This is a genomic window from Paenibacillus sp. FSL H8-0283 (genome assembly GCF_045040675.1).
Classification (GTDB): domain Bacteria; phylum Bacillota; class Bacilli; order Paenibacillales; family Paenibacillaceae; genus Paenibacillus; species Paenibacillus amylolyticus.
Map to the genome: position 1 here is coordinate 736533 of NZ_CP150295.1, position 16077 is coordinate 752609.

16 protein-coding genes are annotated in these 16077 nt (G+C 47.9%); 13 read left to right on the forward strand and 3 right to left on the reverse strand.

The genetic code is table 11. The features are described 5' to 3' along the window. Nucleotides 1-16: 16 nt before the first annotated feature. The gene (locus tag MHI52_RS03460; RefSeq protein ID WP_036668236.1) at nt 17-1285 is read right to left on the reverse strand and encodes an NAD(P)/FAD-dependent oxidoreductase; all 1269 of its coding nucleotides are present in this window, start codon (nt 1283-1285) and stop codon (nt 17-19) included. A gap of 213 nt (nt 1286-1498) precedes the next feature. Here MHI52_RS03460 and MHI52_RS03465 point away from each other — a divergent pair, with 213 nt between their 5' ends. The 3 genes from MHI52_RS03465 (at nt 1499) to nadE (ending at nt 4780) form a co-directional block, all read left to right on the forward strand. Next, complete coding sequence (locus MHI52_RS03465) at nt 1499-3175, forward strand: ATP-binding protein (RefSeq protein ID WP_340983518.1); 1677 nt, start codon at nt 1499-1501, stop codon at nt 3173-3175. A gap of 221 nt (nt 3176-3396) precedes the next feature. After that, nucleotides 3397-3831: a BrxA/BrxB family bacilliredoxin gene (locus MHI52_RS03470; protein WP_017690788.1), complete on the forward strand. Its 435-nt coding sequence runs from the start codon at nt 3397-3399 to the stop codon at nt 3829-3831. Nucleotides 3832-3970: 139 nt separating this feature from the next. Then, on the forward strand, nt 3971-4780 hold the full coding sequence (nadE, locus tag MHI52_RS03475; RefSeq protein WP_017690787.1) for an ammonia-dependent NAD(+) synthetase: 810 nt from the start codon (nt 3971-3973) through the stop codon (nt 4778-4780). A gap of 159 nt (nt 4781-4939) precedes the next feature. On the opposite strand, the gene MHI52_RS03480 is transcribed toward nadE, so the two are convergent. After that, nucleotides 4940-5755 (reverse strand): alpha/beta fold hydrolase, encoded by an 816-nt coding sequence (locus tag MHI52_RS03480; protein ID WP_339285368.1) that lies wholly within the window; start codon nt 5753-5755, stop codon nt 4940-4942. A gap of 250 nt (nt 5756-6005) precedes the next feature. On the opposite strand from MHI52_RS03480, the gene acpS reads away from it, so the two are divergent. Further along, nucleotides 6006-6404 (forward strand): holo-ACP synthase, encoded by a 399-nt coding sequence (gene acpS, locus MHI52_RS03485; RefSeq protein WP_036614140.1) that lies wholly within the window; start codon nt 6006-6008, stop codon nt 6402-6404. A 29-nt stretch (nt 6405-6433) separates the two neighbouring features. Further along, nucleotides 6434-7801, forward strand: a complete 1368-nt coding sequence (gene mutY, locus MHI52_RS03490; RefSeq protein ID WP_339285370.1) for an A/G-specific adenine glycosylase — start codon at nt 6434-6436, stop codon at nt 7799-7801. A gap of 310 nt (nt 7802-8111) precedes the next feature. On the opposite strand, the gene MHI52_RS03495 is transcribed toward mutY, so the two are convergent. Then, complete coding sequence (locus MHI52_RS03495) at nt 8112-8723, reverse strand: superoxide dismutase (protein ID WP_036614138.1); 612 nt, start codon at nt 8721-8723, stop codon at nt 8112-8114. Nucleotides 8724-9143: 420 nt separating this feature from the next. Between MHI52_RS03495 and MHI52_RS03500 the strand changes: the two genes are divergently transcribed. From MHI52_RS03500 to MHI52_RS03535, 8 genes are all read left to right on the forward strand, one after another. After that, the gene (locus MHI52_RS03500) at nt 9144-9569 is read left to right on the forward strand and encodes a GNAT family N-acetyltransferase (RefSeq protein ID WP_017690782.1); all 426 of its coding nucleotides are present in this window, start codon (nt 9144-9146) and stop codon (nt 9567-9569) included. A gap of 348 nt (nt 9570-9917) precedes the next feature. Next, nucleotides 9918-10502, forward strand: coding sequence for a signal peptidase I (lepB, locus tag MHI52_RS03505; protein ID WP_036614252.1), 585 nt, complete (start codon nt 9918-9920; stop codon nt 10500-10502). Nucleotides 10503-10674: 172 nt separating this feature from the next. Next, nucleotides 10675-12555 (forward strand): tRNA epoxyqueuosine(34) reductase QueG, encoded by a 1881-nt coding sequence (gene queG / locus MHI52_RS03510; protein WP_340983516.1) that lies wholly within the window; start codon nt 10675-10677, stop codon nt 12553-12555. Nucleotides 12556-12570: 15 nt separating this feature from the next. Further along, nucleotides 12571-13602 carry an HD-GYP domain-containing protein gene (locus MHI52_RS03515; protein WP_017690779.1) on the forward strand — a complete coding sequence of 344 codons (1032 nt, stop codon included), beginning with the start codon at nt 12571-12573 and terminating at the stop codon, nt 13600-13602. A 165-nt stretch (nt 13603-13767) separates the two neighbouring features. Beyond that, on the forward strand, nt 13768-14031 hold the full coding sequence (locus MHI52_RS03520; RefSeq protein WP_017690778.1) for a YneF family protein: 264 nt from the start codon (nt 13768-13770) through the stop codon (nt 14029-14031). Between the two features lie 57 nt (nt 14032-14088). Further along, nucleotides 14089-14682: a GTP cyclohydrolase I FolE gene (folE, locus tag MHI52_RS03525; protein WP_036668229.1), complete on the forward strand. Its 594-nt coding sequence runs from the start codon at nt 14089-14091 to the stop codon at nt 14680-14682. A gap of 189 nt (nt 14683-14871) precedes the next feature. Then, nucleotides 14872-15726 (forward strand): biotin/lipoate A/B protein ligase family protein, encoded by an 855-nt coding sequence (locus MHI52_RS03530; protein WP_405158452.1) that lies wholly within the window; start codon nt 14872-14874, stop codon nt 15724-15726. 70 nt (nt 15727-15796) lie between these two features. Continuing rightward, entirely contained in the window at nt 15797-16021 is a 225-nt protein-coding gene (locus MHI52_RS03535) for a hypothetical protein (RefSeq protein ID WP_036614132.1), read from the forward strand. The last annotated feature ends 56 nt before the right edge of the window (nt 16022-16077 follow it).

Genomic DNA, 16077 nt, shown 5'->3' on the forward strand with positions numbered 1-16077 from the left:
AAGTGTGTAATACCTATTATGATGTAACGTGTTTATATTCAGCCGCATGCATGCCAGCCGTATATCCCGTGGAGAAAGCAGCAGTGATATTATACCCTCCGGTGTAGCCGTGAATATCCAAAACTTCACCGCAAAAGAATAGTCCAGGCAGCAGCTTGGATTCCATTGTTTTTGGGTATATCTCCTTTAAGTGGATTCCTCCCCCAGTAACAAAGGCTTCTTTGAGCGATCTTGTTCCGTCTGCACGGAAGGTAAAAGCTTTCATTAGCCCACACAAGTTGCTTAACATACCTTTGGGGAAATGGTGGAACGTGAGGTCATCGCTGATCTCTGCCCGTTTCATCATTAAGGGAATCATACGTTCAGGAACCCATGTTTTTAAAATATTTTTGACAGCTTTGCGGGACTCTTGTTCCAATACTTGTTGCACCTGTGCTTCTAATGCACCTAAGGACAGTTCCGGGAACAGATCAATGCTCATAATGACCTGTGGGTTTCCAGACTTCATCTGAACCTTGCGGATAAATTGGCTGCAGCGCAGTGCAACCGGTCCTGACACGCCAAAATGCGTGAAGATCATATCCCCGCGATGAGAGATGACTGTTTTTCCTTTGGCATCTACTACGGATAGAGCGATATCCCTTAAAGACAAACCTTGCAGTTCTTTAGACTGAATCCAACTCTCTCCAGACACAATGGGCACTTCGGTCGGATATAACTCCGTTATCGTGTGACCCGCAGCCTCAGCCCAAGGATAACCATCTCCGGTAGATCCCGTTTGGGGTACGGACTTGCCGCCGGTAGCGATGATGACAGAGCGCCCAAGAATGGTTTTACCGGATATCAATTTAACACCTTGTATCTGCTGACCATTCTGAATAATTTCCTTGACCGGTTCTTTGGTGCGAATCTCAACGCCGAGGGAGACAATTTTGCCAACCAGCGCATCCACAACTGTTTTCGCTTTATCGGTTACAGGGAACATTCTGCCGTTGTCTTCTTCTTTCAGGGCAATTCCGAGATTCTCGAAGAAACGCATGATTCCCTGGTTGTCCAAATTTTGAAACGAACTATATAAAAAGCGTCCATTACCCGGAATATGTCGGATGAGTTCATCCGTTTCCTTGGCATTGGTTACATTGCATCGACCTCCGCCAGAGATGCCGAGTTTACGACCCAGTTGATCTCCTTTATCCAGCAGAAGCACGGAGGCTCCATGCTCGGCAGCAGCAACGCAAGCCATCAGGCCCGCAGATCCACCACCAATTACAATGACATCATACATATGTTATTACCCTCTTTTTTCATTGATTTTGTCTGTTTTACGAAAAATGTGTCTACTCCTGGCTTTTTCTGAAATATAATGGAGTTATGAGCAGTTCTATTGCGCAGTCTTAAGGGATATATTGTAATATACTGTCGCCTATGTTTTAATCAGAAATACATGAGGGAATGTGCAGGCAGAGGAGGAGATGGCATTGTGGTTGCGTTAAAGGACATGCTTTTACAAGTACTGCTGGCAGGGTCGGCGGTATTTCTGATTCCCTTATTCCGCCTGGTACTCTCCAAGCGGGCTATTGCCAGAATGGAACATGCCGGAACTGTTCATACCAGTTTTGCTGTGACAAGTGCCCTGAGCATGTTATTGTGTCTGCTGTTTGCGCTCTATGCAAGCCCGGTGGCCGTACCCATATCATTAAGCATCGTACCTGTGATACTTGTTATTTTGTATTGTAAGTCCGCTATAGGCGTAACGCTGTCCATTCTACATATTCTCTTCTATTTTCTTTTTGCGCATCCCTATGATCTGTACGGATTTCTCCTTCATACGGGCATTCTTCTCTATCCTATTGTATGGTTGTCTGCCAAACGATTCAAGCATAATACACCTTCACGCAAAATGGCGATCCTCATCATCCTGATTACAATGGAACTGGTTGTAACGAGTCTGTTATGGATCGCATCCCTCCAGAATGAATCCACATACTCTGCGACCTACATGATACTTACAGCACTTGGATATACCGCTGGAGCCATTGTTGCGGGCAGTCTGAGTCTGCTATGGCTGGAACGGATGAAGCACTATCGCGGGCTGGAGCAACATCTCTCGGAAGTCCACCAGCGATACATAGCCGAAACGGAGAAACTTCATCAGATTCTGAACGCAGTGCCTCTCTCCATTGCCACCGTAGATAAACAAGGCACAGTGATGTTTGTCAATGAGATGATGGAGCAAACGGCAAGGGAGCAGCTACCTTGTACTTCCACGCCTGATCTCATTGGACAGCCTGCCAGTCAATTTGTTGAACAAGGTCAGGCGGACAAGATGGATAAAAGCATTCGCAGAGCCGTCGTTCATGGTGAGATTAGTGGGTTGACCGTTCGTTACGGTGCACACGTATTTCAATCCCGAACCGTACCGATTTATGCCTTTTCAACAGAGTCTGCGAGAGAAGTTACAGGAGCCATGCTGATCATCCAGGATATCACGGAGCTTGAGATGTTGCGAAGTGAACTGGATAATGTGGATCGTCTCAGTCTGGTGGGGCAGATGGCTGCAAGCATTACGCATGAGGTGCGTAATCCAATGGCGGTTGTACGTGGCTTTCTTCAACTCATGCAGGAAAAGAGTCCTGATTCCCTCGATCACTATTACCGGATCGTTCTGGAAGAGCTGGACCGGGCCAATAGTATCATTAATGATTTCTTGTCTTTGGCTCAGAATCGTATTGCCGAGAAAGAAGAATCCCAGCTGCACGATATCATCCATGAACTCAGTCCGTTGTTATGGGCGGATGCGAACCTGCGTGGTCAGAGTATAGAACTCATGTTGGCCCATAATGTGCCAAAGCTGCATCTCAATTCTAAGGAAATCAAACAGGTGGTGTTGAACCTGGCCCGTAACGGGATGGAAGCCATGAATGAGAAGGGTGTGCTTACACTGGAGACACGGATAGTGGATGATAAGGTGGAACTGTGTGTACGTGACACAGGACCTGGTCTACCCAGAGTGAAGAAGGAAAAGCTGTTTGAACCTTTCTATACGACAAAAGCCAAGGGAACCGGACTTGGATTGTCCATGTGCCTGAGTATTGTGGAACGACATAACGGAACCATTACTGTGGAATCGGAGGAAGGCCAGGGCACGACCTTCAAAGTGGCATTTGAACGTTAGTCATTCAGCATATATTGCCAGACATTGAGACATAATATTATGGAAGAAGCCTTTCCGCAGGCGGTTTCTGAATCTTGCTTTCATTGCTTATGGATGTATAATAGGAATAGCACATCATTACATCCATAATGTTCGATATGAATGTAACGTTGTTTTGGAGAGTAATTGGCCTTTAATTCTATCGAGATCATAGAACAACCATTTATAAGGAGTGAAACCGAATGTCGATGTCATTTGATCAATACATGAAAGATATGGTTCAACCGATGCGGGATGATTTAACTCGTCTAGGAATCCAGGAGTTGCGTACTCCTGAAGAAGTGGAAGCAAGTCTTCCGGATGCAAAAGGAACAGCGCTGGTTGTCATTAACTCTGTATGCGGATGTGCCGCAGGTCAATGTCGCCCAGGTGTGTCCCAAGCACTGCAGCACGATATTACACCTGATCACCTGTACACTGTATTTGCTGGTCAGGACAAAGAAGCAACTGCAAAAGCACGTGAATTCTTTGCACCGTATCCTCCATCTTCACCGTCCATCGCTCTGATGAAAGACGGAGAACTCGTTCACTTTATCGAGCGTCATCAAGTGGAAGACCGTTCTGCAGAGGATATTGCGGCTGATCTCAAAAGTGCATTTGACCGTTACTGCCGTTAATTCGCTCCAATAGAACGCCCCGCCCTTCGGATCACCGATGCCGGGGCGTTTCATTTTGGATAGATAAGGTTATTGAACCATTCGGACCTTTCAAGCTGGACATCAAATTTCATTCATTTAGAAACGGGGTGTGTGAACGATGAGTTTGCAACAACAGATCATCGCTGAATTGAAGGTTAAACCAAGCATTAATGAGGAAGAGGAAGTACGCAAGCGTGTTGATTTTCTGAAGACGTATGTAAAAAATGCGGGTGCCAAAGGTTTGCTGATTGCAATCAGCGGCGGTATTGACAGCGCAGTGGCTACGGCGCTTTGCAAAAAAGCGACGGACGAGCTTACGCAAGAGAACAACCAAGAGTACAAAACGCTTGGTGTGTTCCAACCTTATGGTGAACAATCCGATATCGATCACAGCTACGCTGTAGCCAAAGCATACGATCTGAAGCATGTCGTGGAAACCAATATCGAAGATGCAGTTAACGAGATTGCGCTGGAGGTGGAGCAAGGTTTCAAATCCTTGGGTAGCCCACGTCATATGACTCACCAAGGCAAAGGTAATGTCAAAGCGAGAACTCGTATGGTTATGCAATATGCGCTTTCGTTTGAAGAGAACTTGCTCGTTGTAGGTACGGATCACGCTTCTGAAGCCATTACAGGCTTCTATACCAAATGGGGCGACGGTGCTGTGGATATCACACCACTGAGCACCCTGAACAAACGTCAGGTACGCCAGTTGGCAGCATATCTGAACGTTCCACAGGCTGTTTTGGACAAAGCACCATCAGCAGGGCTATGGGAAGGTCAGACGGACGAAGATGAGCTGGGAATTTCGTATGAAGCGAACAGCGACTATCTCGAAGGCAAACAGATCGATCCGGCTGCACAAGAGCGCCTTGAAGCGTTCTATACGCGTACACATCACAAACGCAATGCCATTCCTGGTATCTAATACGGATGAATGAGCATGATTGATATAGGCTGTTAACACCAACATTGAAATAACGTCCCTCTTAGGGAATGCAAAAGAGTCACTGCTCACGCAGTGACTCTTTTGTTATGTGGAGCAAGAAACCGCAAAAATCCAGGTGATTACTATATTAAAGATGAGTTAACTATTCCAGTCTTTGATCTGTTGCAGGGTTTGGGTGATGGCTTGCTCCAGTTGCGGAGTGGTTTCTTTAAATGGATGTACCGTATTAAAGGTGTGATTCCCTTCAGGCACCTGGTGCCATGGGATATCAGGGCGGGTTTGAACCAGTGCGGCAGAACCGTCCCGCAGACGCTGGGGATCTTCTGTTCCCTGAATGAGTGCGACTCGCAAAGTTGAAGAAGCCAAGCGGTCAAGGATAACGTAACGTTTGCTATGCTTGTCCAGGTCTTCCAGAATAGCCACGTCCAGTGGCATCTGCTGGCCTGTTCGTCCGTTAACGACATGGCTACGGCCATGCGTACGCATTTCTTCTTTTTGCTCCGCTGTGAAGAGATCCAGATTGGTTACGCCATTCCAGGAGATGACACCTGCCACCTGCTCGGGATGATCCAGTGCATAGACGAGACTTACGCCCGCACCGCGGCTATGACCAACCAGGTATACAGGAAGTCCAGTGAGTTCAGGTTGTGTAGCCACATGTTCCAATACCAGGGCCAGATCGGCAAGCTCCCGGCTGTAGGTATTCACTGCGAACTTTTCAAGTTCAGAGAATTGCTCCAGATATTCGCCGATACCGTTGTGAGAGAAATTAAAGGTCAGCACATGATGCGTCTGGCTTAGCTGTGAAGCTGCATAGGGGAACATGCCCCAGTCTTTGAAGCCTTTGTATCCGTGAGACAGAACGATAACACCTTGAGCGGGTTGTTGTGCAGGGAAAAAGTCCCCGCGAATGATCGCATCTACGTCAGTGGGCAATTCAAAAGTTATGGGCATTATTCAGACCTCCTAAGAATTTTAGACGATTCCTGATTCATATTTTAGCATATATGGTAATGCGGATAGGTACTCGCTTCTGATCGCCCCTCCTGCTACAATAGAATACGTGTTCGGAGAGTTACGGATCATGTGATTGAATGGAGATCTTTTACAATGAAGGTTCAAAAAGAGCGGTTTTCAGTACCGAGAAGATGGGACTTTTTGAATAACCTCTTACAGTATAAAAGATTAAGCGGGTGAAGCATTGATGATATATGGCATAGGCAATGATGTGCTGGAGATTGGACGTATGCGGAAGCTGCTGTCCGGTCGCCATGCGGAAGCTTTCATAAAACGAATTTTAACGCCAGCAGAGCGGGAGATCGCGGTTCGTCGAGGGAAGCGGATGACGGAGTTTGTATCCGGTCGATTTGCAGCGAAAGAAGCGGTGTCTAAGGCATTTGGCTGCGGTATTGGTGGTGTCATGGGCTTCACTGACATTGAGGTGCTGCCTGATGGGACAGGACGTCCCGTGGCCTCGCTGTCCAGTCAAGCCTGGGAACGTCTGCAGCTGCCATATGATAAGCAATATGACATTCATTTGAGTATTACGCATCAGACGGAATTGGCAGCGGCCTTTGCGATCGTGGAGCAGATGGAAAAGTAGTTAGCTTGGCAATAGGAGAGGACGGAAATATGGGTTTACAGGAACAGAAACAACATTTCAGCGTGAATTTGCTGGACTGGTATATGGTCAACCGACGGGATTTGCCGTGGCGTCGCCACAACAATCCTTATTTCACATGGGTATCGGAGATTATGCTTCAGCAGACTCGGGTCGATACGGTAATTCCGTATTTCAATCGTTTTATCGGGAATTTCCCGACCGTGCAGGCGTTGGCGGAGGCACCAGAAGAAGACGTCTTGAAAAATTGGGAGGGACTCGGTTATTACTCCCGTGCACGTAATCTTCAGGCAGCTGCGAGACAAGTCATGGAGCTGCACGGAGGCGAGATGCCGCAGGACAAGCCGGCTGTCTTTGCATTAAAAGGGGTTGGCCCCTACACGGCCGGGGCCATTCTCAGCATTGCCTTCAACCAGCCGCAGCCTGCGGTAGATGGCAATGTCATGCGGGTACTGTCCCGATACTTCCTCATCGATGAGGACATTATGAAGGGCAGCACCCGGGTGTTGATGGAAGAGCTCGCAGGAGAGCTCATTCCGGAAGGGCGGGCGCGTGATTTCAATCAGGCGCTGATGGAGCTTGGTGCGCTGGTATGCACACCCAAAGCGCCGCACTGCCTGACTTGCCCGGTCATGGAGCAATGTTCCGGCCGCATCGCCGGAAGAGAGCTTACACTGCCGGTCAAGACCAAGGCGAAGCCGCCGCGCCCTGAGCAACGGCTGGTCGCGATTGTGGAGGGCCGCGGTGCTCATCGCGGCCAAGTGCTTGTGCGCCAGCGCCCAGACACGGGCCTATTGGCCCGCATGTGGGAGCTGCCGCATGTGCTCGCGGCGCCTGCCGCAGCAAGCAAGAAGGCGGCGCCGCTGGCGGATGAGCCGGCCATGGCATTGCTGGCCGGCAGTCTGTGGGCGGAAGGCTTCGCTGCCCGCCCGGAAGGGCTGGCTACCCATGCGGAGCATGTGTTCAGCCACATTGTCTGGAGCCTACAGGTGTACAAGTGTACCGAGCAGGACCAGAGCAGTGAGCTTCCGCTGATCGCAGCGGAAGCCAGAGCCGCCTACGATGCACAGGCGGCAACAAGGGAGGGCACAGCCTCATCGTCAACTGTGTCACCTGAGTCAGACACGACGCATTCATCGGAGCCAGGCACGCCTAATGCGCAGAACATCTCAACATCGCTTAACGATGGAGAGATGTTGATGTCATCATCTGATGTTAGTGACCTAGCGCTGAGCACTCCGACACTGACAGGTAAAGGCGATGGCTTGACCTACCGCTGGATCGGTCCGGAAGATATGGATAAGATGGCATTCCCGAATATCTTCCTGAAGCTGATCAGCAGTTATTTTGCTGGTGCGTATGATCAAGTGAATGATTAAATGGGGGAGCTAACGAACTCCAGAGGTCTTATCATGTGGATATACCACAATTATAAATTCTAACGAACCTGAGTGACGTTATCATAGACAAATCAACCCAAAAGTGCGTATCAAAGCCCGTATCTGGGGAAATAGCTACTCTGAGATTCGTTAGGTTCGCGATACGATGAAATATCGAGCAATAACGTGTCCTGGGTTCGTTAGAAACAAAACACCCATTAACTATAGTGATAGCGAAAAGAGAGCCTGATCACGGTCATGATGACCGAATCAGGCTCTCTTTTATGTTAACTGTTGCATGCTAACAGTCTTATTTTGCAGAAGCGTAACGTTTGTTCACTTCATCCCAGTTGATTACATTCCAGAAAGCGGCGATGTAGTCAGGACGTTTGTTTTGGTAGTTCAGGTAGTAAGCGTGCTCCCATACATCCAGACCCAGAACCGGAGTCAGACCTTCGAAGAGAGGGCTGTCTTGGTTAGGTGTGCTAGTGATGGACAACTTGCCATCTTTACCAACTACGAGCCAAGCCCAGCCGGAACCGAAGCGAGTTGTAGCTGCTTTAGCGAAATCTTCTTTGAATTTATCAAAGCCACCCAGTTCGCTATCGATAGCTGCTGCGATATCGCCTGTAGGAGCGCCGCCGCCGTTAGGTCCGATGATTTCCCAGAACAGGCTGTGGTTAGCATGTCCACCACCATTGTTGCGAACCGCTGTGCGGATGCCTTCAGGTACGCTGTCAAGGTTAGCAATCAGATCTTCCAAGCTTTTTTCTTGCAGTTCAGGAGCGCTTTCCAGAGCTGCGTTCAAGTTAGTTACATAAGTATTGTGATGGCGATCGTGGTGGATTTCCATCGTTTTTGCATCGATATGTGGTTCCAGTGCGTCGTTAGCGTAAGGAAGTGCTGGTAATTGAAAAGTCATAATGAAATACCTCCTGAGATTTTAGGTTTTTTTGAAAACAGGTACATATGTAATAATACCCTTGCCACTAATATTAAACCGCATTCGAGCTAATTAAGCAACATTTTTGTTTATTAAGTCCCCCGAGGCGTTGATCTAATGATGGGCCAGAGATAACAAACATATTTTACCCTTTATGCAACTATTTATGTGTTTTCAGACGTTTAAATGGATGAAAAGTTTAATATTCGCATGTAAACGGTTACAATTAAGCGCTTTCAAAAGAAAATGCGTGTTTTATGGAGAAAAGTATGGTTTAATTGACGAAGAAGCGGTATTTTCTCGTTTTTTGTCATTATATGAACATTGGGTTTTTGGTAAAAAGGGATTCCCTTTTTGTAAAAAACCTCATCTAAGCTAACGAAAAGGGAGATTTAAGACATGCACGTTCGTTCCTTTCAGTTGAGTGATGCAAGCCAGATGACGGAGCTTCTCCAGGTTGCACTATCGGAAGAGTGTTATGAGAACACGATGGGCCCGTTTGCCCGTCAATTGTCATGGGATTCAGACCTGATCATGGTTGCGGAAGAAGAGGGAGACCTCGTAGGCGCTTTGATCGGTACGATTGATCACAACCAGGGTTGTATCTACCGTATTGCGGTACATCCAGACTATCGTCGCCGTGGAGTCGGCAAAACACTTGTCGAGGCTATGGAACAGCGGTTCCAGCAGCGTAAAGTCAGCCAAGTATGGGTGGCGGGTGATGAGCACAACAAAGTAGCCATGCCTCTATATGAAGCAATGGGTTACGGTGCCAATCAGATTATGAGCGCTTTCCAGACTCTTAGTATTTTGTCCAAAGCTTAGTTTGCATGTTTAAAAAGAAATAAAAAAAAAGATTTTCATTTCATATTAGGCATATCTCTTAAACGTGTAAGAACGTGAGGGATGTGCCTTTCTATTTATATGAGTGTTCTTCACGTCATATTCCTCTGGTTTCCTCATTTTCTGAACATGCTTCGGAGTCCCTGAATTCTATTTAAATCACCCTGACTATCCCGGCTGTATTCACGATAACCAAGGTATTGGTGCTCATAACCAATTGTTTCACTCTCCCAAATGGAGTAGACTGAAAGGGAGTATGGTTACCATGTTACAAGTTTAATTCAACTATTTAATAAATGAGGTGTCCCTTTGAATTCCAATAATCATTCAATGGAACATGTGACTTCCGAGCAACGAAATGAACCGTCAAAGCCTGAACAACCGGGGAAATCCTGGGTTGTCGAGCTGTGGGACTGGGTCAAAACGATTGTTGTTGCTTTTGTAATTATGATGCTGCTGAACCTGTTTGTGTTTAATCTGTCAATGGTCAAGGGACAGTCCATGCAGCCGACACTGGTTGAGCGAGATCGCCTTTTCGTCAACAAAATCGTATACCATCTGGGTAATCCTTCCCGATCAGATGTGATCGTACTTCGTGATCCAAGCGAAGGTGTGGAGAAGAAGGATTTTCTGGTGAAACGGATCGTTGGACTTCCGGGAGATACAATTGAAGTTAGGGATCACCATCTATATGTGAACGGCGAGCAACAAGCGGAAACGTACACCGATATTGAGGTGCAGGACCCAGATTTTGGCCCAATCACCTTGGAGCCGGATCATTTCTTCGTGATGGGGGATAATCGTCATGAAGGCAAAAGTAAGGATAGCCGAGTGTTTGGCAGTATTACATCCGATCAGATTGTAGGCAAGGCTGAATTTATTTTCTGGCCGTTTTCTGAATTGAAGAAATTGTAAAATGCTTACAGGACAACAACTTCAGACTGCATTTTGCGTTAAACCATATAGAGTTCGTTCCGTTTGAATTCAAGTATGCAAGGCATATATAGAAATTAACGCCTGTCCTCTTACCGTGAGGCGGGCGTTCACTATTTACGGAATAAGTGTCGGAAGAAGAGAGGGAAGAGAAATGACGAGCGTACAGACCGAGGCAACACAGGATGCCTCCGTATGGGAAAAGTTAAAACAGGAGATCAAGGCAGCTGGCCCCGGACTGGGCATTGATGATATCGGTTTTGCTTCGGCTGATCCCTTTGTTTCCCTGAAGTCGCTACTGGAGCAGTCGCGGGATAAAGGGTATGCTTCAGGTTTTGAAGAGCCGGATATTGAAAAAAGGGTGCACCCCGCCTTAAAAGATGGCGAGCCCGCTTCACTTATTGCAATAGCCGTGGCGTACCCATCCAAAATGGTGAATCCGCCGAAATCGGAGCCTGGTGCGTATCGAGGCATTTTTGCCCGTTCGGCTTGGGGTCAGGATTATCATCAGGTCCTGCGTGCAGCGATGGACAAGTTGGTCAATTTTATAAAGGAACGCGTACCTGAAGCCATGATCGAAAGCATGGTAGACACCGGAGCATTGGTGGATCGTGCGGTGTCCCAGCGTGCGGGGATTGGTTTTAGTGCCAAAAACTGTGCCATTATATCACCCAAATTTGGTTCATGGATTTTTCTCGGAGAACTGGTAACGAATATTCCTTTTCAACCAGACACACCTGTGACCGAAGACTGCGGTGAATGTACAAAATGTATTGATGCCTGTCCTACAGGAGCATTGGTGGGGCCGGGGCAGTTGAATGCACAGCGTTGTATTTCTTTTGTAACCCAGACGAAAGGGTTCGTGGATGAAGAATTTATGCTGAAAATAGGCAACCGTCTGTACGGTTGTGATACGTGTCAGATTGTTTGTCCGAAGAACCGGGGCAAGAACTGGGATCACCATCCCGAGTTTCACCCCGATCCGGAGATTGTGAAGCCACTCCTACTGCCGCTGCTGGACATCGGTAACCGGGAATTCAAGGAACGTTTCGGTCAGAGTTCCGCCGCTTGGCGGGGCAAAAAACCGATTCAACGCAACGCCGTTATTGCCCTGGGCAATTTCAAAGACAAAAGTGCTGTACCCAAACTTACAGAAGTATTAAAACGTGATCCGCGCCCCGAGTTGCGGGGAACTGCAGCCTGGGCGTTAAGCAGAATTGGAGGAGAAGACGCCATGAGAGCAATTGGGGAAGCTGCCGCTAACGAACAAGATGGGAACGTACTAAGCATGCTGCAGAAGGCCGAGGAGCGACTGAGTTCGTCCGAGACCTTACCCAAACAGCCACAGGCTGGGCAAGTGAGTGAGAAGCAGTCAGAGGAACAGAACAACGAGAACAATTCCTTACGTGCGTTACAACAGGATTTGAAAATGGAAGCTGGGATTGAACCGGGTAGTGAGCAGTCTGCACAGCCTGCCAAACCGGAAGCCGCAGCGTGGAAACCTTCAGCCGTTACAGGTCTTCATGGCAAGCCCGTATACTACGATGAGGTACTGACACCGATTGGTACTCTTACGTTATGCGCGACGGATGAAGGGCTGTGTCACATCGATTTTGGCGCCTTTCACGTACGCGAAGCTCATCTGCAACAATGGGCACGCATCTGGATTGGCGAGTATCGATATGAGAAGAATGAAGAGAAGCTCAGCGAAGCTGCAAAGCAGTTAAAGGAGTATTTTGCAGGGGAGAGAAAAACGTTCGACTTGCAACTTGATCGGCTTGGAACACCATTCCAGCTACAAGTATGGCAAGTTCTGTCCGATATATCTTATGGAGAGGCCTCATCACACCAACAGGTTGCGGAAATCATCGGCAGACCCAAGGCTGTTCGTGCAGTTCTGGACGCCATTAGCAAGAATCCGATTCCGATTATTATTCCCTGTCACCGTATCAGTGGTAAAGACGGTACCCTGGTGGGTTATGTAGGCGGTCTGCAAACCAAGGAGCAATTGCTCGCATTGGAGCAGCTATCGTAAGAGCGGGGGACGTTCATGAAGTATGTAAACGTGGAGAGCGTGGAAGCGGGGGAGCTTCTGGGCAAGACGGTATATTCCAGTAACGGCACGGTACTGCTGTCTGCCGGAGTCCAGCTCACCGTATACATGGTCAATACGCTGAAGCGTATTGGCGTGACCATGTTATACATCCAGGATGAAGCGTATAAAGATGTGGATGCAGAAGACATTCTGGATGAAACCACGAAACGGGCAATAATTAATGAAATGAGTGTCACACTCGAATCCATTCGATCCGGGAAAGACTGGAGTCCGAGAAAAGTTGCCCTCAGTATAGAGAAGTTGCTGAATGATGTACTGAACGGGCGTGAAATGCTTGTGCAGCTCACCGATATTCGTACCAAAGACAATGCACAGTATGTTCATGCGATGAATGTATGTTTGTTGTCTTCGGTCATCGGACTGAATATGGGACTCAATTATAATCAACTGAAGGACCTTGCTGTGGGGGCATTATTGCATGATATTGGAAAAGTGGGGGAACCTCCTGGCAGTGGCTCTGCTGCAAATTCTTCGTTGCATCATACATGGCGTGGATTCGAAGTGATTAAGAACAAACGGGAGTTCAGTCTGTTGGTCGCCCACACAGCCCTGCAACATCATGAGCATGTAGATGGTACAGGCATGCCGAGAGGGATCAAGGGAAGTGACATTCATCTGTTTGCGAGAATCGTTAGTGTGGCTAATATCTATGATAATCTCATTAATGGTTTATCCAAGGACAGTTTGATGCCACATGAGGCCTGTGAAGAGATGATGGCGTTGTCTGGTACAAAGCTGGATCGGGACATTCTGATTGAGTTCAACAAGAGTGTATCCGTGTATCCCAATGGTACAGCGGTACGACTGTCCACCAAAGAGACTGGAGTCATTGTGCGTCAACATCGGGGATTGCCCGGCAGACCTGTAATCCGAGTGGCACGCGGAAGTACGCGTTATTCTCTGGATGTGGTTGAAATCGATCTGGCTCAGCATACAACCGTTTTCATTGAAGCTGTCATGACGTAGCTTGTGTGCGGTTCAACTGGAAAATCCGTTTGCTCAAGGCGTGCGGAAATGCTATGATACTTTCAGGAAATCCGCTCTGTGTCAGGTTTGCAACATGTGTGTCAAACATCATGAAGTGACACGGATTATCAGGCTTTTTAGAATGCATACAGAGGTGTCTAAGAGATGGATATTGTTATACCGATTATTACATTGATTGTTGGTCTGGTCGGGGGATTTTTCATCGGGGTGTTCTACTTGCGTAAACAACTTGAGAAAATGCAAAGCAATCCGGACATGCTTCAGAAAATGGCGAAGCAAATGGGCTACAACCTGAATGGCAAGCAAATGCAGCGTGCCCAGCAGATGATGAAGAATCAGCAGCCAGGAGCGAAAATGCCTCAGCCGCAACAGCATCCTGCGCGTAAAAGTTCGGGCCGCCGAAAATAATAGCAGTAAAGTGAATAACTGCTTACCTTATTGTGGTTCGAAAGGAGGCGTTTGGCAGTGGCTGGCGTTAAAGATTATTTGAATTCAAAAGTATCCGACAATCGGGAGAAGATCGAGTATCATGTAGAGCAGATCCTGAAATTGATCGGAGAAGATAGTACACGTGAAGGGCTACTTGAAACGCCTGCACGTGTGACGCGAATGTATGAAGAAATTTTTGGTGGATATGAAGTAGATCCACGCGATGTGCTCGGTGTCACGTTTGACGAGAATCATGAAGAACTGGTTATCGTCAAGGATATTGTCTACTACAGTCAGTGTGAGCACCACATGGCGCCGTTCTTCGGCAAGGTGCACATTGGGTATGTACCAAGCGGCAAGATCGTTGGTCTGAGCAAAATGGCTCGTCTGGTCGAAGCAGTAACACGTCGCCTTCAAGTTCAGGAACGTATTACTTCACAGATCGCTGACATTCTGACAGAGGCCGTTGAGCCTCATGGAGTTATGGTCGTTGTGGAAGGCGAGCACTTGTGCATGTGTTCCCGCGGCGTGAAGAAACCTGGAAGCAAGACGGTTACGTCTGCTGTACGTGGTTCTTTCCGTGAGAATCCGGCACAACGTGCGGAGTTCTTGTCACTGGTAAAAGATTAAGATTAGGTATGTCCACTCGTTGGACAAGCCGGATGTGTAAGTTCCTTTGGTTTTGGAAGCAGCAGTTTCTAAGCCATAGGATGTGATATAAATAAGCCGTGTTCCCTGGGAACCGGCTTATTTATATATGCGTTGTCCTTCCTATATACTGGATACATATGAATTCGTTAAGCCGGAGGTAATGGAACGATGAGTGCACCTTCCCATTCAGATCAACCGGTTCAGCCGGGAAAGGGACTACAGGCAGATAAACAGGCTACATTGCGTCTGCAAATCTGGGAGACACCGCTCATGCAACAAGGCAGTAGTGTGCTCGAAGCTTTTGCATGGGAAGAAGTCATGTGCAGGCGGGTTGGGGCAGGGCATCCGCCTGTTGCGCATATATGGAGACACCCAGATGCCTTTGTAGCGGGTCTGCGTGACCGCAGGTTGCCACAGGCTGTAGAAGCGATGGAACAGATTAGAAGCCAAGGGACGGCGGTCTGTGTTCGGCCTTCCGGTGGAGCGGCAGTACCCTTGAATCCAGGGGTAGTTAATGTGTCGCTGATTCTGCCTAATCCCGGACATGCCATCAATATTCATGATGATTTCCGAGAGATGGCTTCGATTATTGCCGAGTCGCTAACGCCGTGGTCGAATCAGGCGCAAACTGGTGAGGTTCAGGGTGCTTTTTGCCCGGGAGATTATGATGTCAGTGTAGGTGGCCTAAAATTCTGTGGTATTGCCCAGCGCAGGCAGGCAAAGGCGTATATCATTACGGCTTTTATCATCGTGGAAGGTCAGGGAGATCAACTGGCAGCGGACGTGCGACAATTCTATCAGCATGCAGCAGGTGGGGCGAGTGAAGGATATCCTGATGTTCAGCCTGGCACGATGGCAAGTCTGAAAGAATTGGCAGGTGTACCTTCAGCCGCGGCATATACTGCGGCTTTGGTTCGAACACTACGGGATCGCTATCCACAGGCGGAGACCAGCAGGGTGCTTAGCGTTGGCTCTGAAGAAGTACGCCTGACAGCTGAGCAGATGAAGCTGCGATACGATTAACACTTTTTACTAGGGCTTGGAATTGGTTAATAGAGATGATATGATGTGATTTCGGAAGGAGAGTGTTAGGATGGACACATTGAGATATACGTATTTATATGAGGTTGTATCAACAGGCGAAAAATCCGAGTTCAGCCAAATGGCAACAAGCAAGGAAGAGGCTGCTGCACTGATCGTTGCACGTATAGCCGATCTGGAGTTTACAGACGAGTCTGATATCAAGCTGGGCGATCTGATCTCCATTAGCAAACAGGTTGGCGACAACTATGTGGCGTGCGAGGGCTGTGCTTCTTAAGTGAACATTTAGAAATAGGAAGTCTCTCAAAATACAAGCAAGTCTCTTCTTACAGG